The sequence below is a fragment of the Corynebacterium sp. LK2510 genome (assembly GCF_040946405.1).
GTDB lineage: Bacteria > Actinomycetota > Actinomycetes > Mycobacteriales > Mycobacteriaceae > Corynebacterium.
In genome coordinates, this window is the sequence record NZ_JAYWLR010000001.1 from 184,457 (window position 1) to 203,951 (window position 19,495).

Consider the following 19,495-nt stretch of genomic DNA (forward strand, 5'->3'; position numbering starts at 1 on the left):
ACGTGGATGTGCGGGACACAGCGACGACTGCGGCGTACCTGGCGGGATGGAAGGTCGTCGGGGCCATGCCGTCGCGGGTTGCCGAATTGCTTTTCGACGCCGGGGCGGACGCGATCTCCCACTCCGGTCGCGGCATGGACACCCTGCGGCGCAACCTCACCCGCGTGGTGGGCGCGGAAAACGTCACGCGTGCTCTCGTCCGGGATTCGGTCCGCTCCTACGCGCGCTACTGGCGTGAGGCCTTCCAGCTGCCGAGGTTGGCGGGTGATCCGGCGTTGCTGGCCAGGCTCGATGAGGCTATTGCGGGCCGCGACCACATCGACGCGGCGCTCGACCGCGGCCGCGGCGTGGTGCTGACTCTGCCGCACTCGGGAAACTGGGACATGGCGGGGGTATGGGCGGCCGCAACGTACGGCGGTTTCACCACCGTCGCCGAGCGCCTGCGCCCCGAGGCGCTTTTCGACGCCTTCGTCGACTACCGCACCTCCCTCGGCTTCGAGGTGCTGCCGCACGCAGGCGGCACGACACCGCCGCGCGAACGTCTCGAGGAGGTGTTGCGCAGCAACGGAGTCGTTTGTCTGATGGGGGAGCGCGACCTGAAAGGTACCGGGATTCAGGTCAATTTCTTCGGCGAGCGCACCACGATCCCTGCTGGTTCGGTGGCGCTTGCCCAACGCACGGGGGCGAGCCTGCTCGTCGCGCACACGTGGTTTACGGAGCGCACGGGTTCTCACCGCAGCCCGGGATGGGGCATGAAGGTGGAACCGGAAGTGGAGGTGACCGAGGTCGGTGCCACCGCGCAGCGGGTTACGGACCTGTTTGCCGCCAACATCGCTGCCCATCCGCGGGACTGGCACATGCTCCAGCCGATGTGGCCCGCCGACCGCCCGGCCACGCCGCGGCGCCTGACAAAGGGACGGTGACGGTCCATGCGCGTGGGACTCATCTGCCCGTACTCCTTTGATGAACCTGGTGGGGTTCAAGCCCATGTCCTTGATTTAGCGCATTCACTGCGCAGTCGGGGCCATGACGCTTACGTTCTTGGCCCGGCGACGGCAGGCCGCACCCGAGAGCTGCCCGACTGGGTGACCCGCGGGGGTCCCGCCGTGCCGCTGCCCTATAACGGCTCGGTGGCGCGGCTCGCCCTAGGGCCCCAGGTGCGCATGATCGCGAGGAAGTTCATTCGTGGCGGCAACTTCGACGTGCTGCATATACATGAGCCCAACGCGACGAGTTACTCACTGGCCGCGTTGCTCGCTGCGGAGGGCCCGATTGTGGCCACCTACCACGCCTCGGCGCAGTCGTCGCTCGCCCTGCGGGCGGCGCTTCCCACCTTGCGCATCGGTCTGGAGAAGATCCGCGGCGGCATCGCTGTCAGTGAAATGGCGCGGCGCTGGCAGGTCCAACAGGTGGGCACCGACCCGGTTGTGATTCCGAACGGCGTTGACACCGGTCGTTTCGCGCGCCGCGCTCAGCCGCAAGCGCGGCGCGGCGAAACGGTACACATCGCGTTCCTCGGCCGCCTCGCCGAGCCCCGCAAAGGGTTGGGAATCCTCCTGGACGCACTCGAAATGCTCGGCCGAGATGTGCGGGTGACAGTGATCGGGGGAGGAGACCACCCGAGCGCGCCCGGGGTGGACTTTGTCGGGCGAGTCAGCGACGAGGACAAGGCACGCATTCTGGGTGAAGCGGATATCTACGTCGCCCCGAACACCGGTGGTGAATCATTCGGCATCGTGCTCGTCGAGGCAATGGCAGCGGGCTGCGCCGTTGTCGCCAGCGACCTCGATGCGTTCGCGGCCGTCTGCGCGGCCGATCAGGCCAATCCAGCCGGTGTCCTGTTCCCGACGGGGGACGCAGCCGCGCTCGCCAACGAGTTGCGAGCATTAATCGATGACCCCGCGCGCAGGCAGCGTCTCGCTCAGGCCGGCGCCGCGCGCGCCGCTCACTACGACTGGGCTGTTGTGACCGACCAGATTTTGGCCGTCTACGAAACGGTCTCCCACAACGAGAAGGTCCGGGTGGGGTAGGTGACGGCTGTGTGGGTTGTGCTGGTTGCGGCAGTGGCGTTGGTGTGCGCCTGGGCGGTGCTCACCGCGCAGCGGCTCGACCGCCTCCACATCCGCCTTGACCGCTCGCGCGACGCGCTGCAGGCGGCGCTTGACCGGCGCTGCGCCGTGATCGCGGCGCACCATGAACGGCTCGGTCCGGCGGCGCGGGCGGTCGAAAACATACCGTTGCGCCCGACTGACCTCGATAGCCGGCTTCGGGCGGACGCAGAACTGCGAGCCCGTGTGCCAGACGACAGCGCTACAGAATCGGCAACTGGCAGTGACGGCGACATGCGCGAGGCCGACACCCGGGTGTTGCTCGCACTACGGTTCTACAACGAGGCGGTTGGCGACACGCGGGCGCTGCGCCTCCACCCGCTTGTGCGGGCACTCAAGCTCGGCGGTACGGCTGCACTGCCCGAGGTAGCGAGAATGCCTGACGTGCCCTAGCCTGCACACACAAACAGGGCCTCCACCGGGGATCGTCGCAAAGCGCTACCCTATCGTCCATGGCTACCCCGACGATTCAAGCAGTGCTCGACCTCGAACGCATTGATAAGGACTTTTACCGCGGTCGGGCCATGGAGTCGCAGATTTTTGTGCGCACCTTCGGTGGGCACGTCGCCGGCCAAGCGCTGGTCGCCGCGACGCGCACGGTGGGCAGCGACAAGCGGGTGCACTCACTCCACGGTTATTTCCTGCGCGGTGGGGTGGCGAGCGCCGAGACTGTCTACAAGGTTTCCAGGCCCCGCGATGGACGCAGTTTTTCTACCCGCACTGTCGAAGCGGTGCAGGACGGGGAGGTGATCTTCTCCATGCAAGCCAGCTTCCACGCCACGGGGGATTCCGGACCGGAGCATTTCGACCCCATGCGCCAGGTGCCACGTCCCGAGGATCTCCTTCCCGCGGACCAGACGCTGGCCCCGACGATGCTCGGCCTGGCCAAGGAGTGGTCTGACTGGGATGTGCGCCAGGTCCCGCCGGAATCCTTTGAACCCGATGCCAATTCCGCCGGCCAGCAGCTGGTGTGGTTCAAGTCGAAGGTCCCGCTTCCTGATGACGACACCTTCCACGTGTGCACTCTTGCCTACATGTCGGACATGACCCTGATCTACACAGCTCTCGTGCCGCACCCCGGCCACAAGGTGCAGTTGGCATCGCTCGACCATGCAATGTGGTTTGTGCGCCCGTTCCGCGCCGACGAGTGGCTGCTGTATGACCAGTCTTCGCCCTCTGCACACCACGGGCGGGGACTGGCCCAGGGCAAGATCTACGACGAGCGTGGCAACTTGGTGGCGGTGTGCATGCAGGAGGGGCTGACCCGCGACCTGCGTGAGGGAGCCACCTCTGTGCCTGTGGCGAACGGATCGCGCCCGGAGTAGCGCTTGCCCAAAGGAGTGCGCAGGCTGTGCCAAGCCCAATGCGACGCGACCTTGGTTGTGGGCCCCACGTATAATTGGCCCCTGTTCATAACACCTGCGCGCTGCAGGAGACCCCGCGGGGTCAGCCAGGCCCGAAACGGCCAATGTTCGCGTGCGGCGCACCAGCAACGGGAAAGGGGAGCTTGACATGTCAGGCCACTCAAAGTGGGCGACCACCAAGCACAAGAAGGCTGCAAACGACGCCAAGCGCAGCAAGATGTTTGCCAAGATGATCAAGGACATCGAGGTGGCGGCACGCTCCGGCGGCGGTGACCCGGCAGGCAACCCGACGCTTGAAACCATGATTGCTAAGGCCAAGCGCGCCTCGGTTCCCAACGACAACATTGAGCGTGCCCGCAAGCGCGGTTCCGGCGAGGAAGCCGGCGGTGCGAACTGGGAGTCCGTGATGTACGAGGGTTACGGCCCCAATGGAGTGGCCGTTCTCATCGAGTGCCTCACGGACAACCGCAACCGCGCGGCAACTGAGGTCCGTACCGCTATGTCGAAGAACGGTGGCAACCTCGGCGAGTCCGGCTCCGTCGGCTACATGTTCAGCCGTACCGGTGTGGTGACCGTGCAGAAGGGCGAGCTGGCCGAGGACGATGTCCTCGGTGCTGTGCTCGACGCCGGTGCCGAGGAGGTCAACGACCTCGGTGAAATGTTCGAGGTCATTTGCGCCCCCACTGATCTCCACGCCGTGCGCGACGCACTCGTTGCTGAGGGTATCGAAGTCGAGGACGCGGAGCAGGACTTCCGCGCTTCGGTCGAGGTCGACATGGACATCGCGGGAGTGAAGAAGATGGAGAAGCTTATCGACGCGCTCGAGGAGTCCGACGATGTGCAGAACGTTTACACGAACATGTCCATCTCTGATGAGGTAGCGCAGCAGCTCGAAGAGGCTTAGCCTGCGCTCGCGTCAGCGCCTCGCCCTAACCGGGCGGGGCGTTTGGCGTATCGGGAGAGTGCGGCTGGTGTCTTCTGGGTGTGGTAGAACATATGTGTTAGCGCATTGGTCTACGGTGGCAGGTTAAGGAGGTGTCCGATGAACTTGGAGGGCCTGCGAGTCATGGGCATTGATCCTGGTTTGACGCGGTGCGGGCTCTCTGTGGTGCAGGCGGGCAGGGGAAGGCAGGTTATCCCCATTGCGGTCGGGGTCGTTCGCACCCCTGCGGGGGCGGAGATCTCGGAGCGTCTGCTGCGGTTGTCCACTGCTGTCCGGGAGTGGATAGACGAGTATCAGCCGGACGTGATCGCGATGGAAAGGATATTCGAGCGCGGCAACGTCTCTACTGTGATGCACACCGCTCACGCCGTTGGGGTGCTCATCCTCGCGGCTGCGGAGCGGGGCATCCCGGTGGATATGTACACCCCGTCGGAAGTGAAGAAAGCGATTTCCGGAAATGGCCGCGCCGACAAGAAACAGATGACCACGATGGTTACCCGCATCCTCGGGCTGGCAGAGCCGCCGAAACCTGCGGATGCCGCAGACGCACTCGCCATCGCGGTGTGCCACTGCTGGCGCGCTCCGCTGATTGCCCGCAGTGCGCAGCTGGCCGGTGCGGCGCGCGAGCTTGCTGACAACAACAGGAGGACATAATGATCGATTCTTTGCACGGTGAGGTCCTCAGCATCGGGCTGGATCATGGCGTGATCGAGTGCGCCGGTGTGGGCTACCGCTTCCTCGCGGCACCTCCGACCTTGGGCAGGCTTGTCCGTGGGGAGCGCACGCGTGTGCTCACCGCGATGGTGGTCAAGGACGACGGGATGACCCTGTACGGCTTCTCGGATGCGGATGCGCGCTCGATGTTCCACAAGCTGCAGTCGGTGACGGGGCTTGGCCCAAAATTGGCCTTGGCATGCCTGTCGGTGTTCGAGCCTGGCGAGCTTGCCGGTCACATCGCCGCCGGTGACGCCAAAGCGATCCAAGCGATCCCAGGCGTGGGTAAGAAGATGGCGGAACGTGTCGTACTTGAGCTCAAAGACAAAGTCGAAGGCTTCGCGGCGGGTGCAAGCGGGGCGCGCGCCGCAACCCCCGCGGCTGCCGGCACCACCCTCGTCACCGAGCAGGTGGTGGAGGCTCTCGTCGGGCTGGGGTTTGCGGAGAAATCGGCTCGCCCGGTGGTGGAAGCTCTCATCGAGCAGTCCCCGGAGGAGTCGTCCTCGGTGGTGCTGCGCGCCGCATTGACCCAGCTGGGCAAGAAGTAGACGGTAGGGTGTAGCGCATGTCCGACGTCGAAAAGACCGAGTTTTCGCTGCCCGCAGGGTATGCACGCCCCGACGCTTCGATTGTCGACGCAACAGTGAACGCCGAGGAGCGCGACGTCGAAAAGTCCCTGCGTCCGAAGTCGATCACGGAGTTCATTGGGCAGCCGAAGGTGCGCGAGCAGCTCAATCTCGTGCTTGCTGGGGCGCGGCGCCGCGACGTGACCCCGGACCACATTTTGCTCTCGGGCCCGCCCGGGCTGGGCAAAACCACGATGGCCATGATCATTGCCCAGGAGCTCGGCACCTCACTGCGCATGACCTCAGGGCCCGCCCTCGAGCGGGCGGGAGATCTTGCGGCGATGCTGTCGAACCTGATGGAGGGCGATGTCCTCTTTATAGACGAGATCCACCGGATTGCCCGTCCCGCCGAAGAAATGCTTTACATGGCGATGGAGGACTTCCGCATCGATGTGATCGTGGGCAAGGGTCCGGGTGCAACTTCAATTCCGCTGGAGATCCCTCCGTTTACCCTTGTCGGCGCTACGACGAGGGCTGGAATGCTGACTGGTCCGCTGCGCGACCGCTTCGGGTTTACCGCCCAGATGGAGTTTTACGACGTCGATGACCTCACTCGCGTGATCACGCGCGCCGCGGGCATCCTCGGGGTCGAAATCAACCCGGATGCCGCAGTGGAGATTGCCTCGCGGTCTCGTGGCACACCTCGAATTGCGAACCGCCTGTTGCGGCGTGTGCGTGACTGGGCGGACGTGAATGGTTCGGGCCGGGTGGATGTGCCGGCGGCTCAGGCTGCGCTCGATGTGTTCGACGTGGACGAGGCTGGCCTGGACCGGTTGGATAGGGCAGTGCTCGATGCACTGATCCGTGGACACGGCGGTGGGCCGGTGGGAGTCAACACCCTCGCGATCGCTGTGGGTGAGGAACCCGCCACGGTCGAAGAGGTCTGCGAGCCCTATCTGGTCCGCGCTGGGTTGATGGCCCGGACGGGGCGTGGGCGTGTTGCGACTGCAGCCGCCTGGCACCATCTCGGGCTCGCACCGCCACCGGAGGCGCCGGGCCAACTCAACCTGCACTAGTTCTCTACACGGGTTCTTTGCACGGGTTCACAGTGGGGCAGGGCTCAGTTCATGCGGTCGATGCCGTACCATGACCCGTTGTTGTGCTCTTTCCGCCAGGCCCTGCGTGCTCGCCATGCCGTCACCGGGCTTGGTGGAAGGCTCATTGTGCAGTTCTGATGTAGAGGAGTCACCTCAGTGTCCGCTAGTAACCGGCGTCCCGGCGAGACAGGTGCGAAAAGGACGTGGCCCGCAAAGGCCCTCGCCCTGTTCGCATGCATCGTCGCGCTTGTGTACGGCCTCGTGTTTTTCACAGGCGATAGGTCCGCAACCCCGAAGCTCGGCATTGACTTGCAGGGCGGAACCCGTGTCACCCTTGTGCCGCAGGGCGCCGAGCCGACCCGTGAGCAGCTCGAGGATGCGAGGAACATCATCGAAAACCGCGTCAACGGTATGGGCGTCAGCGGTGCGTCCGTCGTTGTCGATGGCAACACGTTGGTGATCACCGCTGCCGGAGACGACACCTCCGAGGTTCGCAACCTGGGACAGACCTCGCAGCTCGCGTTCCGCCCGGTGCTCGACCCGCCCGCGGTAAATCCGGCGCAGCTGCCCACCGCGCTGGAGGAGACCGCGAACCAGTGGGTGCGCTACGGAGTGATCCCGAAGGCTACGGCTGAGGCGGTCGCCGCTCAGGCCGTTGGTGAGGGTGCCGAGGCCCCCACCATCGACGCGGAGCCGCTCGATGCGCCAGACGGTCCGGCCGAGACCGCGCAGCGCCGCCAGGAAACGATCGACATGTTGCGTGAGACCCGGCAGTCGCAGGACCCGACGGAGCAGTATGCCTCCCTGGCCCTGATGTCGGGAGTGTGCTCTACCCAGCAGACCGACCCGTTGGCGGGCACCGACGAGACGGACGCGCCGCTCGTGGCCTGCGACTCCACAACCGGTCAGCCAATGCTTCTCGACGCAGTCCCGCTGCTCAACGGCCAGACCGACGAGGCCGGCCAGCGGCTTACCGGCGACCAGATCGACACCTCGCGCCCGATTACCGGTGGATTCAACCCGCAAAGCTCGCAGATGGAGATCAGCTTCGCCTTTAGCCAGGGTGGAGACTCGAACGGTTCGCAGACGTGGGCGCAGCTCACCAGCGACATGCTCGGTCGGCAGATTGCGATCACGCTGGACTCCCAGGTGATTTCGGCTCCGGTCATCCAGGGAGCGACCCCTCCGGGTTCGGCTACCTCAATCACGGGCAACTTCACCCAGGCAGAGGCAGAGACGCTTGCCAACAACCTGCGCTACGGTGCGCTGCCACTGTCGTTCGCCGGTGAAAACGGCGAGCCGGGCGGTACGGCCATGACGGTTCCGCCGTCGCTCGGTCTGGCATCGCTCAAGGCCGGTATGTACGCGGGTCTGGCCGGTCTCGCGCTGGTGGCGTTGTTCGTCTTCGCTTACTACCGCCTATTCGGCCTGATCTCGCTCGCCACCCTTGTCGTCGCCGGTGTGCTGGTCTACGGCACGTTGGTCCTGCTGGGCCGGTGGATCGGGTACTCGCTCGACCTGTCCGGCGTCGCCGGTCTGATCATCGGTATCGGCACTACCGCCGACTCGTTTGTGGTCATCTACGAGCGCATCAAGGATGAGCTACGTAAGGGCAAGACGTTCCGCTCTGCAACTGCGCACGGTTGGGACCGCGCAAAGGCGACCGTCGTGACAGGAAACATGGTCACGCTGATCGGCGCCGTGACCATCTACCTGCTCGCAGTCGGTGACGTGAAGGGCTTTGCCTTCACCATGGGTCTGACCACGGTCTTCGATCTGCTGGTCACGTTCCTTGTGACTGCACCGCTGATGGTGCTGGCGTCGCGAAGCAAGTTCTGGTCGAAACCCTCCGTCAATGGCTTGGGCAAGATCTTCCGTCTCGCGGACGAGGAGCGCACTGCGCGCACTATTCGGACAGCGCCCACCGCAGCGCCTGTAGCCCCCGTAGCAGCCGACACCCACGGTGAGGAGAAGTAACCATGTCTAGCACCTCTATCTCAAACAACGGTGCAGCCGCTGCCGACACCGCGGAATCCACCACCGCCGTCGCATCGCCGCGTGTCCGTTCCCGCTACGACAAGCTGTATTCCGGCGACGGCGCCATCGACTTCATCGGACGATCGAAGCTGTGGTACATCCTCGCGACCGCCTTGCTGGCAATTTCCCTGCTGGCAATCGCCGTGCGCGGATTTAACCTCGGCATCGACTTCGAAGGCGGCACCAAGCTCAGCATGCCTGCCGGCGACCTTGTCGCAGAGCAGGTCGAAGAGACCTTCATCGACGCCACCGGCGTGGTGCCTGAACTGACCCAGATCGTCGGCGCCGGCGATACCCGCGTCCTCGAGATCAACGCCGAGCACCTGAGCCAGGAGCAGATCGACGCGGCACGCCAAGCGATCTACGAGGAGCACCAGCCGGTCAATGACCAAGGTGAGGCCACTGCCGACGCCATCGGCGACTCCACCGTCTCCGAGTCGTGGGGTTCCACCATCACCCAGCGCATGCTTCTGGCCATGGGCGTGTTCCTCATCGCCGCTGCGCTCTACGTTGCTCTGCGTCTGCAGCGCGACATGGCTATCGCAGCAATGGTGACTCTTGTCGTCGACGGCATTCTCATCCTCGGCCTGTACTCGCTGTTCCAGCTTGAGGTCACGCCGGCGATGATCATCGGTCTGCTCACCGTGCTGACCTTCTCAATCTACGACAAGGTCATCGTCTTCGACAAGGTCAAGGAGAACACCTCCGGGGTGCTTGACTCGCGCCGGTCGACCTACGGGGAAGAAGCCAACTTGGCAATCAACCAGACGGTCATGCGCTCGATCTCCACCTCGGTCATCTCGGCCTTGCCGATTATCGCCCTGATGGTCGTCGCAGTGTGGATGATGGGCGTGGGCACGCTGCGCGACCTCGCACTGATCCAGCTCATCGGAGTTCTGGAAGGCATCTTCTCCTCCCTGTTCCTCGCAACCCCGCTGCTGGTGACCATCGTCAATCGCCGCAAGGAGTTCCGCGAGCACAACCGGGAGGTAGAACGCTACCGTTCTGGTGAACTCACCGAGTCAGCCGAAACAAAGGCCGCGACCGCAGCCTCGCGCACCGTCGCGAGCCCCGTGCAGCATCCGGGTGCTGTCGACGACGCCCCGGCGGCCGCGACGAGCACGTGGCGGCCGACCACGAGGTAGCGGTGGCGTCGATAAGCACTGCGGCGAGGCTGCAACACGCGGCCTAAACGCACTGTGTCAGCGCACGGCGCCGGAGAGATTGGAGTGAGCATGAACCGTAGTCGCACCGTGGGTGTCCTGGCGGGAGCCGGGGTGTTTCTCGCGGCGTGCTCCGGTCCGACCTCACAGCAGGAGGCGGGGGAGACCACCGACCACTTCGGCTATCAGTTGCCAACAGACGTCTCGACGACGAATGCCGGCACCATGGCGGGTGTCTCGGAGATGGCGCAGACGCTGTCCGGGCGCCTGTATCCAGGCGTGTTCGTGCCGGGACCGAACGGGCAGATGATCCCGAATACGGATCTGGCCACCACGCAGGTTCTGCCCGGCGCTCAACGGCGGGTGATTTACACACTCAACGAGGCCGCGACGTTTTCCGACGGTGCCCCGGTTACCTGCACGGATTACCTCTTAGCCTTCAAAGCAGGCGAAACGCCGGAGCTTTTCGGCTCCCACATGCCGCTGTTTTCTGAGGTCGCGGATCTACTCTGCGAGCCCGGGAGCAAGGAATTCACCGTTGTGTTCAACGAAGGTGCCGGCGACAGGTGGCGCGGGTTGTTCGGCGCCGGAACCGTTGTGCCTGCGCATGCCGTCGCACGCAAGGCTGGTATCGACGAGAACCAGCTCGGCGATGTACTTGCATCGAGCGATGTCACCGGCATGTATACGATTGCTCAAGCGTGGCGTGACGGGTTCGACCTCGCAACGTTCGACCCCGAGATGGCGGCCGCGTTTGGGCCCTACCGGATCGAATCAGTCGGCGAGGCGGGAGAGGTAACCCTCGTAGCCAACGAGTCATACCACGGAGACGCTCCACGCACTCCGAAGCTAGTGGTGTGGCCAGCGAGCGCTGATACAGCGACGCTCGCTGAGTCCGGCGCACTGCGCGTCGCTGAGCTTCCGAGCTCCACCCCAAGCTGGCTCGATCCGAACGAAGAAGCGAACCCCTTCGACGTCAAGCAGGCTGTGGGCGATCTGACGGACTCTTTGACCTTCGCCACGAACGGTATCTGGGCGTACCACGACTACAGGCGCGCCTTCGCTGCCTGCATGGACCATGGAGCCGTGGCTGCGGCGTCGAGTGCCGCAAGCGGAATGGAGGTGCCGCCTCACCTCGTGCACGTTGTTTCTGCGAACGACGCTCTTGCGCGGCGCTTCTACGACATCGTCGACGCGCATGGCGGGGTCGACCCCGCCGCCGCGAGTGTTCTGGCTGGGATGGAGATCAGGATCGGTTACACCGGATCGTCCGCTCGTTACGCAGCAATGCTCGAGGCAGTTCGCGCCTCCTGCGAGCCTTTCGGCGTGACCGTGATCGACGCCGGCGGGGACAAGACGCTGGGTGACCTCGCGCGCGTGGAGTTCGGCGAATGGGGGGAGGCGATCGAGACAGAGGGAACGATCGACGTCCTTCTTCGCCCGGTTGACCCGGCAACGGAATACACCGGGGTGGGAACGCGAGCGCAGGATATCGCAGCGCTGCGCGACAACGAGAGACGCCTGTGGGAGGAGCTTCCGTCGATCCCGCTGTCCGCGCAACCTAGGAACTTCGTCGTCGACCGCAACGTGGGTAACGTAGTTGTGTACACGGGAAGTGCCGGCATCGGCTGGAACATGGACCGATGGCAGGCTGCGAGCCCGCAGTCTGCCAGCATGACCGAGAACAAGTGAGGTAACCGGTGGAACCTAACGCGACGCAGCCGTACACCTCGGCAGCGGAGGCCTTGGCGGCAAAGACCCGGAAAGTGAAGGACTTCCCTGAGCAGGGGGTTGTGTTCGAAGACCTCACACCGGTGCTGGCTGACGGCCCCGCGCTCCACGCCGTGATTCACGAACTTGCCCAGCACAGCCGTGACTTGGGTGCGGATCTGATCGGCGGCCTCGACGCCCGCGGTTTCCTCCTCGGATCCGCTGTCGCCTACGAGCTCGGGCTTGGCGTTTTGGCGATTCGCAAGAAAGGCAAGCTGCCGCCTCCTGTGCTTACGCAGGAATACACCACCGAGTACAGCACCGCAGCGCTCGAGATCCCCGGGGAGGGAATCGAGGTTAAGGGCCGCAAGGTTGTGCTTGTCGACGATGTCCTCGCCACCGGTGGCACACTCGTAGCTGCTACCGACCTCATTGAGCGCGCAGGTGGTAGCGTCGTGGGCTACGTCGTAGTCCTCGAGGTCCCCGACCTTGGGGGCCGAGACAAGTTGTCAGGTGCACCGCTGGTGGTCCTGGCTGAGGGCAAGTAGCGGCGCCGCGAGGAAAGGGGCTGTTGATGACCAGTGAAAAGACGCCGAGGCGTTCGGCCTCAAGCGTGCGCAGCGTCTCTGCCCGCCTGGCGCGTTCCCTAACGGGGGGCCGAGCCAAGGTCAATCCCGTTCTGGATCCACTTTTGTCGATCCACCGGACGTACCACCCCAAGGCGGATGCCGAGCTGCTCAACCGCGCGTACGACACCGCCGAGCGGCTTCACGAGGGCGTGTTCCGCAAGTCGGGCGAGCCCTACATCACCCACCCGTTGGCCGTTGCCACAATCTGCGGCGAGATCGGCATGGACACCACGACGCTCGTCGCAGCGCTATTGCACGACACAGTCGAGGACACGGATTACTCGCTGGAGGATCTCTCGCGCGACTTCGGCCCCGAGGTCGCCAGGCTTGTCGACGGCGTGACGAAGCTCGACAAGGTCGCTCTCGGCGCGGCCGCCGAGGCCGAGACGATCCGCAAGATGATTGTCGCGATGGCCGAAGACCCGCGCGTGCTGGTGATCAAGGTCTCCGACCGACTCCACAACATGCGCACCATGCGCTTCCTGCCGCCAGAAAAGCAGGCGAAGAAGGCTAAGGAGACGCTCGACGTCATCGCCCCGCTCGCGCACCGTCTCGGTATGGCGTCGGTGAAGTGGGAGCTCGAAGACCTCGCGTTCGCCATTCTCTACCCGAAGAAGTACGAGGAGATCGTCCGCCTCGTTGCTGACCGAGCACCGTCGCGGGATCGCGCCTTGAAGGAAATTACCGCCCAACTTGAGGCGGAGCTTAAAGCCAACAGTATTCACGCCGAGGTTATGGGCCGGCCAAAGCACTACTGGTCCATTTACCAGAAGATGGTCGTGCGCGGCCACGAGTTCAACGAGATCTTCGACCTAGTGGGTCTGCGCGTGCTCGTTGACAACGTCAACGATTGCTACGCCGCCATTGGTGTGGTGCATGCTCTCTATTCGGCGCTGCCCGGACGCTTCAAGGACTACATCTCCAACCCCCGATTCGGGGTCTACCAGTCGCTGCACACCACCGTGATGACCGATGGGGGCCGCGCTCTGGAGGTGCAGGTGCGCACCCACGAGATGCACTACAACGCCGAATTCGGTGTGGCTGCGCACTGGCGCTACAAGGAAACGAAGGGCTCCCACAAGGGCGACCAGGCAGAGGTCGATCAGATGGCGTGGATGCGTCAACTGCTCGACTGGCAAAAAGAAGCCGCGGACCCGAACGAGTTTCTCGATTCCCTGCGCTACGACCTGAGCAGCCAGCAGATTTTCGCGTTCACGCCGAAGGGCGACGTGGTCAACCTCCCGGCGGGTTCGACTCCCGTGGACTTCGCCTACGCGGTGCACACAGAGGTGGGGCACCGCTGTATCGGCGCGAAGGTCAACGGAAAACTCGTGGCCCTGGAGTCGGAGCTGAAGTCCGGTGACAAGGTCGAGGTTTTTACCTCCAAGGACGAGAACGCTGGCCCGTCGCGCGACTGGCAGGACTTTGTCGTCTCCCCGCGGGCAAAAGCGAAAATCCGGCAGTGGTTTGCCAAGGAACGCCGTGAGGAGCACCTCGAAGCGGGACGCGATGCCCTTGCCACGGAGGTGCAGCGCGGCGGCCTTCCGCTGCACCGGCTTTTCACCGCCGAGTACATGCGCCAGGTCGCGGTCCAGCTCCACTACCCGGATGTGGATGCGCTCTACACGGCAATCGGCGCAGGCACTGTCTCCGCGCAGCATGTGACCAAGCTCCTCACCGACCTTGTCGGCGGAGAAAGCGATGCTGTCGACGCGCTGACCGCGCGTGCACCAATTGCGGAGCTGGTCCGCCCAGCACCGCGCACTGGTGGGCCCGCGATCCTCGTCGAGGGCAGCCCCGACGTTATGGCCAAGCTTGCCAAGTGTTGCCAGCCGGTGCCGGGGGATGAGATCTTCGGATTCGTCACCCGCGGCGGCGGCGTGTCGGTGCACCGCACGGACTGCACGAACGCTGCGAAGCTCAACGAAGAGCCGGAGCGGATGGTCAGCGTCGCCTGGTCGAACACGCCGGCAGACTCGAGCGCGACCGTGTCGACGCTTCAGGTTGAGGCCCTCGACCGGCAGGGCCTTCTCGCCGAGCTAACGGGTGCTTTGAGCGAACAGAAGCTGCCGATCATGGCTCTGAGCTCGAGGCTCGGCGACGACAACATCGCCAACGTCCGCTTCACCGTAGGTGTGTCCGACACCAAGCAACTCGGCACGCTGATGAACCAGATGCGCAACATCGAGGGTGTTTTCGACATCTACCGTGTGACCTCGTAGAGTGTACGCGCAGAAGCGTGCATGCGAAAGGCCCGCAACCATCTGGTTGCGGGCCTTTCGGTTACGCGCGGGTTGTAAACCCCGAAGGGATTTAGCGCATGTACTTCACGGCGAAGCCGCCGACTGCGGTCAGCACACCGATGATGGCGGTGATGACGCTGAGCCAAGACTTGATCTCGTCAGCCTGCTCCTTGGAGGTCTTGTCTGCGAAGTCGGAGGAACCGATCTGGGAGGAGAAGTCGTCAGCAGAGCCCTTGCTCTCGGTGTCGGTGGTCTCGGTCTTCTCCGGGGTGGTGGTCTCGACCTTGATAGTGGCGTCAACGACGGGGGCGTTGTTCTCCTCGGCCTGGGCCGGAGCGGCGAGGCCACCGGCGAGAACAGCGGTAGCGGTTGCGGCTGCGAGGAATCCCTTGCGGAACTGCATGTTTGATCCAATCTTTCTGGGCATCGAAGTGACGCTGACTTACCTTAATGCTGTAGTTAACGTATCGCAAGGGCACGGAGGTGAGACCATGCCCCGCCACACCCCTCTAGGCTGTCTTTGCAGACTCAATCTTGACCTCTTCGGCGGGGGCGCCGTCGGCAAGCCCGCCTTCGACGCCTTCCTCGGCGATGGCGTCGAGAGTGCGAAGGCCCTCGTCGTTGATAGTGCCGAAGTAGGTGTAGAGCGGCGGGAGGGTGGAATCGCCGTAGTTGAGGAAGAACTGGGAGCCGTTGGTGCCGAGTCCGGCGTTTGCCATAGCGATGGTGCCGCGCTCGTAGGTGACGGGGCCTTCGGCCTGCAGCAGCTGACCACGGTAGGCATCTTCCTGCTCGGCAGGAATGCCCTCCGGAAGGGCGGAATCGTCAAGGTTTTCCAGTGCTTCGTCGGTGGGGTACTCGTTGGCGAACTGGAATCCCGGGCCACCGGAGCCGGTACCCGTCGGATCGCCGCACTGCAGGACCTTGAGGCCTTCGCTGGTGGTCAGGCGGTGGCAGACGGTGTCGTTAAAGTACCCCTCGGACGCGAGATACTCCATGGAGTTGACGGTGCAGGGTGCAACAGAGCGGTCGAGCTCGAGGCCGATCGGGCCGGCGGAGGTCTCGAGATTGATGGTCGCGGTGCCCTCGGTGGAAACATTGTCAGTCGGGGGGACGCCCGCGTCGGTGCTTTTGCCCGCACCTGGGGCTTCGTCGTAGGAGCAGGAAACCGTTGCCGGAAGGGGGGTGGCGCGCTGGCGCGAGAGAGGTTCGCCCTGGATCGGCTCGGCGGTGGTGGAAGCAGGGGACTCGTCGGCTGCGGAGACCTCAGTATCGCCGTCGTCCTGGTTGGCGAGGAAGTAGATACCGCCGCCAGCAGCCAGGAGGACCACGGCGGAGAGTGCCGCGATGGTCCAGGGGGCGGACTTCTCCTTGCGATCGCGGGAGTTGAGGTCGCGCTCTAAGTTCTTCAGAGCGTCTTTGCCTCGCTGCTCGTTGTGTGCCACTTTGGGTTACCTCGTTGTGCCTAGCTGACGGTCAAATGGACGCGATCAGCCTATCAGGTGTGCTCACCACCACAGGTGTAGCAGCGCGGGCAGTAGGGTAGCGGTATGAAAATTACAGGTTTCGGCGCAGGACCATTCCAGACGAACTGTTACGTCATCATCAACGACACGGCTACGGGCTGTCCCGCCTTCGTGGTGGACCCGAGCCTCGGTGCCTACGAGCGCGTCTGCGAGCTCGTAGCGAAGGAGGGCGCGACGCTGGAGGCGGTGCTGCTCACGCACGGCCACATCGACCACACCCGCGACGCCGGTGCGTTTGGCCTTCCCACATACATCCATCCGGCTGACGCGTTCATGCTCGAAGCGGGCGAGGGCGTGACCGAGCGCCTTCGTCTTCCCTTCGACGTGGAGTCGATGACTCGAGTCGAGGAGGTTGTAGACGTCCACGACGGCGAGGAGATCGTTCTCGCCGGCATCGAGCTGCTCCCACGCCACGCCCCTGGCCATTCCCCGGGAAGCACCCTGTTTATTGGCGAGGGCTTCGTGCTCGCCGGCGACGTCATCTTCCGCGGCTCCATCGGCCGCACGGACCTGCCGTACTCCGACGATGCGGCGATGGGAGACAGCTTGCGCGGTCCCGTGTGGGATCTGCCAGATGAAGCCGCCATCCTGCCAGGACACGGTCCGACAACCCAGATGGGCTACGAGCGTCGAACCAATCCGTACCTGCGCGCCGCAAACACCGGACGCTAGCAGCGGGTCAGCGGGGGAGGGGCGCTAGAATTGGTCGTCATGACCGCGAGCCAGAACACCTCGACTACCGCCAAGCGCCAGCCCCTTTCTGCCCCGAAGGGCGTGCCAGATTACGTGCCCCCGGCCTCCGCAACCTTCATCCGGGTGCGCGATGAGTTTGCCCGCCAGGCCCGCCTCGCGGGTTACCAGCACATCGAGTTGCCAATCTTCGAAGACACCAACCTTTTCGCTCGTGGTGTGGGTGAGTCGACGGACATTGTTTCCAAGGAGATGTACACTTTTGCGGATCGCGGCGACCGCTCCGTCACGCTGCGCCCCGAGGGCACCGCGGGTGTCATGCGCGCTGTCATCGAACACAACCTCGATCGCGGATACCTGCCGGTCAAGCTCAACTACTACGGGCCCTTCTTCCGCTACGAGCGCCCCCAGGCTGGTCGTTACCGCCAGCTCCAGCAGGTCGGTGTCGAAGCTATCGGCGTCGATGACCCGTTGCTCGACGTCGAGGTCATCGCGCTCGCCGATCGCTGCTACCGCAGCGTCGGGCTGAACGGTTTCCGTCTCGAGCTGACCAGCTTGGGCGATGCAACGTGCCGCCCGCAGTACCGCGAGAAGCTGCAGGAATTCCTGCTCAAGCTTCCGCTGGACGAGGAGACCCGCCACCGTGCGGAGATTAATCCGCTGCGCGTGCTCGACGATAAGCGCCCGGAGGTCCAGGAGTTGCTTGCCGAGGCCCCCCTGATGCTCGATCACCTTTCACCAGAGTCTCAGGCCCACTTCGAGACGGTTACCGGGGGCCTGGACGAACTTGGTGTTCCCTACGTGGTGAACCCGCGCATGGTGCGTGGCCTCGACTACTACACCAAGACCACCTTCGAGTTCGTCCACGACGGCCTCGGCGCCCAGTCGGGCATTGGTGGCGGCGGCCGCTACGACGGATTGATGGCCCAGATCGGCGGGCAGGATCTGTCCGGCATTGGTTTCGGCCTAGGCGTCGACCGCACTGTTCTCGCGCTCGAGGCGGAACAGGTCCAGCTCGAGGGTGTTGACCGTCGCGTCGATGTCTTCGGCGTGGCCATCGGTGAGGCAGCGGGCAAGCGGATGAGCTCGCTTATCGACGCCCTCCGGGCTTCCGGCATCGCCGCCGACATGTCCTACGGCGGCCGCGGGCTCAAGGGCGCAATGAAGGGCGCAGACCGTGCGGGGGCACGCTACGCGCTTGTCCTCGGCGAGCGCGAACTCGAATCCGGCCAAATTGCTGTTAAGGATCTGGCGAACCACTCGCAGGTCGACGTCGCGCTTAACATTGAGGCCGTGATCGGGGCGATGCGCTAGCACTCGATCCGGTTTACCGGCATCCCCAGCTGTACAGCGAGGCCTCCCATGGAGGTCTCTTTGTATTTGTCGGACATGTCGCGGCCCGTGGAGGCCATCGTCTCGACGACGTTGTCGAGTGTGACGATGTTGGAGCCGTCGCCAAGCTTGGCTAAGCGGGCGGCATTGATGGCCTTGACCCCGCCGATCGCGTTGCGCTCGATGCACGGCACCTGGACAAGGCCCCCGACCGGGTCGCATGTGAGCCCGAGATTGTGCTCGAGGGCAATTTCGGCGGCGTTTTCTACCTGCGACGGGGATCCTCCGAGCAAGGCGCACATGCCCGCAGCAGCCATAGACGATGCGGAACCAACCTCACCCTGGCAGCCCACCTCTGCGCCGGAGATCGATGCATTCGTCTTGATGATGATGCCGATGGCGGCTGCGGTGAGCAGGAACTCGCGGGCCTTGTCCTGGGTAAAACCGTCGGTGAAGTCGCGGCAGTAGTGCATGACTGCCGGGATGATTCCGGCCGCTCCGTTCGTCGGCGCTGTTACCACCTGGCCGTGGGCGGCGTTTTCCTCGTTGACCGCCAGAGCGTACAGGTTGACCCATTCCATTGCGTCAAGCCCGCGCGCGGTGGAAGCCTCGTATTCTGCGGTGAGGAGGCGGTAGAGGCGGGGCGCGCGGCGCACCACGTTTAATCCTCCCGGCAGGATCCCCTCTGATTTCAACCCGCGGGAGACGCACTCCTGCATGACGTCCCACACGCGATCGAGGTGCTCGCGTACGGAGCTCCACCCGTGAAGAGCGTCCTCGTTGGCCCGCATAACCTCTGCGATGGTCAGATCGTTGTCCTCGCAAATGCGCATGAGTTCGGCGGCGCTGTGGAACTCGAACGGCACGACCTGCCCCGCATGCTCGGTGGCGATGTCGGGATCTGCACCTTTAGCGTTCATCCCTGCGTGGTCAAGAATGAACCCGCCGCCGATGGAGTAATACTCCGCCCGGTCAGCGACGAGGTTTCCTGCGTCATCCCACGCATCAAAAATGAGACAGTTGGGGTGTGGGGACACCGGTGCGGGGTCGAAGACGACCTCGTACTCGACGGTTCCGCCGGACCCCTCAATGGTGCCCTTTGCGGGGATTGACTCACCTGGTAGTGGAGCAACGTCCGACGAGGCGGTGAGCGGGGTCCACCCCACAAGACCGAGCAGGACTGCACGGTCTGTGCCGTGGCCGATGCCTGTCGCCGCGAGTGAGCCGCGCAGCTCAACTCGGACACGGGTAGGCACTGCGCCAAGCTTCTCCACGAACTGATTCGCGGCGCGCATCGGCCCGACCGTGTGTGATGACGACGGACCGATTCCGATACTGAATAGGTCAACCACGCTCACTGTGCTCTGTGACAT

General features: G+C 64.3%; 18 protein-coding genes. 15 read left to right on the plus strand and 3 right to left on the minus strand.

The window, feature by feature from the left end; genetic code table 11:
* The first annotated feature begins 2 nt into the window (after window positions 1–2).
* From VVR41_RS00885 to VVR41_RS00945, 13 genes are all read left to right on the plus strand, one after another.
* Entirely contained in the window at window positions 3–923 is a 921-nt protein-coding gene (locus tag VVR41_RS00885; protein WP_368523208.1) for a phosphatidylinositol mannoside acyltransferase, read from the plus strand.
* Between the two features lie 6 nt (window positions 924–929).
* Window positions 930–2,030, plus strand: a complete 1,101-nt coding sequence (locus tag VVR41_RS00890) for a glycosyltransferase family 4 protein (protein ID WP_368523209.1) — start codon at window positions 930–932, stop codon at window positions 2,028–2,030.
* Window positions 2,031–2,501 carry a hypothetical protein gene (locus VVR41_RS00895; protein ID WP_321102801.1) on the plus strand — a complete coding sequence of 157 codons (471 nt, stop codon included), beginning with the start codon at window positions 2,031–2,033 and terminating at the stop codon, window positions 2,499–2,501.
* A 59-nt stretch (window positions 2,502–2,560) separates the two neighbouring features.
* On the plus strand, window positions 2,561–3,433 hold the full coding sequence (locus VVR41_RS00900) for an acyl-CoA thioesterase (protein WP_368523210.1): 873 nt from the start codon (window positions 2,561–2,563) through the stop codon (window positions 3,431–3,433).
* Between the two features lie 187 nt (window positions 3,434–3,620).
* Complete coding sequence (locus VVR41_RS00905) at window positions 3,621–4,376, plus strand: YebC/PmpR family DNA-binding transcriptional regulator (RefSeq protein ID WP_368523211.1); 756 nt, start codon at window positions 3,621–3,623, stop codon at window positions 4,374–4,376.
* 138 nt (window positions 4,377–4,514) lie between these two features.
* Window positions 4,515–5,069, plus strand: coding sequence for a crossover junction endodeoxyribonuclease RuvC (gene ruvC / locus VVR41_RS00910; protein ID WP_321100807.1), 555 nt, complete (start codon window positions 4,515–4,517; stop codon window positions 5,067–5,069).
* A complete protein-coding gene (gene ruvA, locus VVR41_RS00915) occupies window positions 5,069–5,677 on the plus strand; it encodes a Holliday junction branch migration protein RuvA (RefSeq protein WP_321100805.1) in 609 nt (202 codons plus the stop codon). Before ruvC ends, ruvA begins: the two co-directional genes overlap by 1 nt.
* 17 nt (window positions 5,678–5,694) lie before the next feature.
* On the plus strand, window positions 5,695–6,771 hold the full coding sequence (gene ruvB / locus VVR41_RS00920) for a Holliday junction branch migration DNA helicase RuvB (protein WP_368523212.1): 1,077 nt from the start codon (window positions 5,695–5,697) through the stop codon (window positions 6,769–6,771).
* Window positions 6,772–6,948: 177 nt separating this feature from the next.
* A complete protein-coding gene (secD, locus tag VVR41_RS00925) occupies window positions 6,949–8,769 on the plus strand; it encodes a protein translocase subunit SecD (RefSeq protein ID WP_368523213.1) in 1,821 nt (606 codons plus the stop codon).
* 2 nt (window positions 8,770–8,771) lie between these two features.
* A complete protein-coding gene (gene secF / locus VVR41_RS00930; RefSeq protein WP_368523214.1) occupies window positions 8,772–9,974 on the plus strand; it encodes a protein translocase subunit SecF in 1,203 nt (400 codons plus the stop codon).
* Window positions 9,975–10,064: 90 nt separating this feature from the next.
* On the plus strand, window positions 10,065–11,684 hold the full coding sequence (locus tag VVR41_RS00935) for an ABC transporter substrate-binding protein (RefSeq protein ID WP_368523215.1): 1,620 nt from the start codon (window positions 10,065–10,067) through the stop codon (window positions 11,682–11,684).
* Window positions 11,685–11,692: 8 nt separating this feature from the next.
* Window positions 11,693–12,250 (plus strand): adenine phosphoribosyltransferase, encoded by a 558-nt coding sequence (locus VVR41_RS00940; protein ID WP_368523216.1) that lies wholly within the window; start codon window positions 11,693–11,695, stop codon window positions 12,248–12,250.
* A 26-nt stretch (window positions 12,251–12,276) separates the two neighbouring features.
* Window positions 12,277–14,553 (plus strand): bifunctional (p)ppGpp synthetase/guanosine-3',5'-bis(diphosphate) 3'-pyrophosphohydrolase, encoded by a 2,277-nt coding sequence (locus tag VVR41_RS00945; protein WP_368523217.1) that lies wholly within the window; start codon window positions 12,277–12,279, stop codon window positions 14,551–14,553.
* Window positions 14,554–14,644: 91 nt separating this feature from the next.
* Here the strand turns inward: VVR41_RS00945 and VVR41_RS00950 are convergent, their stop codons facing one another.
* Both VVR41_RS00950 and VVR41_RS00955 read right to left on the minus strand, forming a co-directional pair.
* Window positions 14,645–14,977: a hypothetical protein gene (locus VVR41_RS00950; protein ID WP_368523218.1), complete on the minus strand. Its 333-nt coding sequence runs from the start codon at window positions 14,975–14,977 to the stop codon at window positions 14,645–14,647.
* Window positions 14,978–15,083: 106 nt separating this feature from the next.
* Window positions 15,084–16,019, minus strand: a complete 936-nt coding sequence (locus tag VVR41_RS00955; RefSeq protein ID WP_368523219.1) for a peptidylprolyl isomerase — start codon at window positions 16,017–16,019, stop codon at window positions 15,084–15,086.
* 105 nt (window positions 16,020–16,124) lie between these two features.
* Between VVR41_RS00955 and VVR41_RS00960 the strand changes: the two genes are divergently transcribed.
* Window positions 16,125–16,772 (plus strand): MBL fold metallo-hydrolase, encoded by a 648-nt coding sequence (locus VVR41_RS00960; RefSeq protein ID WP_368523220.1) that lies wholly within the window; start codon window positions 16,125–16,127, stop codon window positions 16,770–16,772.
* A gap of 39 nt (window positions 16,773–16,811) precedes the next feature.
* Window positions 16,812–18,104, plus strand: a complete 1,293-nt coding sequence (gene hisS / locus VVR41_RS00965; RefSeq protein WP_368523221.1) for a histidine--tRNA ligase — start codon at window positions 16,812–16,814, stop codon at window positions 18,102–18,104.
* Here the strand turns inward: hisS and VVR41_RS00970 are convergent.
* Window positions 18,101–19,495 carry an L-serine ammonia-lyase gene (locus VVR41_RS00970; protein ID WP_368523222.1) on the minus strand — a complete coding sequence of 465 codons (1,395 nt, stop codon included), beginning with the start codon at window positions 19,493–19,495 and terminating at the stop codon, window positions 18,101–18,103. The genes hisS and VVR41_RS00970 overlap by 4 nt on opposite strands.

Bases quoted from the DNA above. Each gene is read 5' to 3' on its own strand.
- VVR41_RS00890 (WP_368523209.1), top strand. From the start codon at position 930: ATGCGCGTGGGACTCATCTGCCCGTACTCCTTTGATGAACCTGGTGGG.
- VVR41_RS00900 (WP_368523210.1), top strand. From the start codon at position 2,561: ATGGCTACCCCGACGATTCAAGCAGTGCTCGACCTCGAACGCATTGAT.
- VVR41_RS00905 (WP_368523211.1), top strand. From the start codon at position 3,621: ATGTCAGGCCACTCAAAGTGGGCGACCACCAAGCACAAGAAGGCTGCA.
- ruvC (WP_321100807.1), top strand. From the start codon at position 4,515: ATGAACTTGGAGGGCCTGCGAGTCATGGGCATTGATCCTGGTTTGACG.
- ruvA (WP_321100805.1), top strand. From the start codon at position 5,069: ATGATCGATTCTTTGCACGGTGAGGTCCTCAGCATCGGGCTGGATCAT.
- ruvB (WP_368523212.1), top strand. From the start codon at position 5,695: ATGTCCGACGTCGAAAAGACCGAGTTTTCGCTGCCCGCAGGGTATGCA.
- secF (WP_368523214.1), top strand. From the start codon at position 8,772: ATGTCTAGCACCTCTATCTCAAACAACGGTGCAGCCGCTGCCGACACC.
- VVR41_RS00935 (WP_368523215.1), top strand. From the start codon at position 10,065: ATGAACCGTAGTCGCACCGTGGGTGTCCTGGCGGGAGCCGGGGTGTTT.
- VVR41_RS00945 (WP_368523217.1), top strand. From the start codon at position 12,277: ATGACCAGTGAAAAGACGCCGAGGCGTTCGGCCTCAAGCGTGCGCAGC.
- VVR41_RS00950 (WP_368523218.1), bottom strand. From the start codon at position 14,977: ATGCAGTTCCGCAAGGGATTCCTCGCAGCCGCAACCGCTACCGCTGTT.
- VVR41_RS00960 (WP_368523220.1), top strand. From the start codon at position 16,125: ATGAAAATTACAGGTTTCGGCGCAGGACCATTCCAGACGAACTGTTAC.
- hisS (WP_368523221.1), top strand. From the start codon at position 16,812: ATGACCGCGAGCCAGAACACCTCGACTACCGCCAAGCGCCAGCCCCTT.
- VVR41_RS00970 (WP_368523222.1), bottom strand. From the start codon at position 19,495: ATGTCACAGAGCACAGTGAGCGTGGTTGACCTATTCAGTATCGGAATC.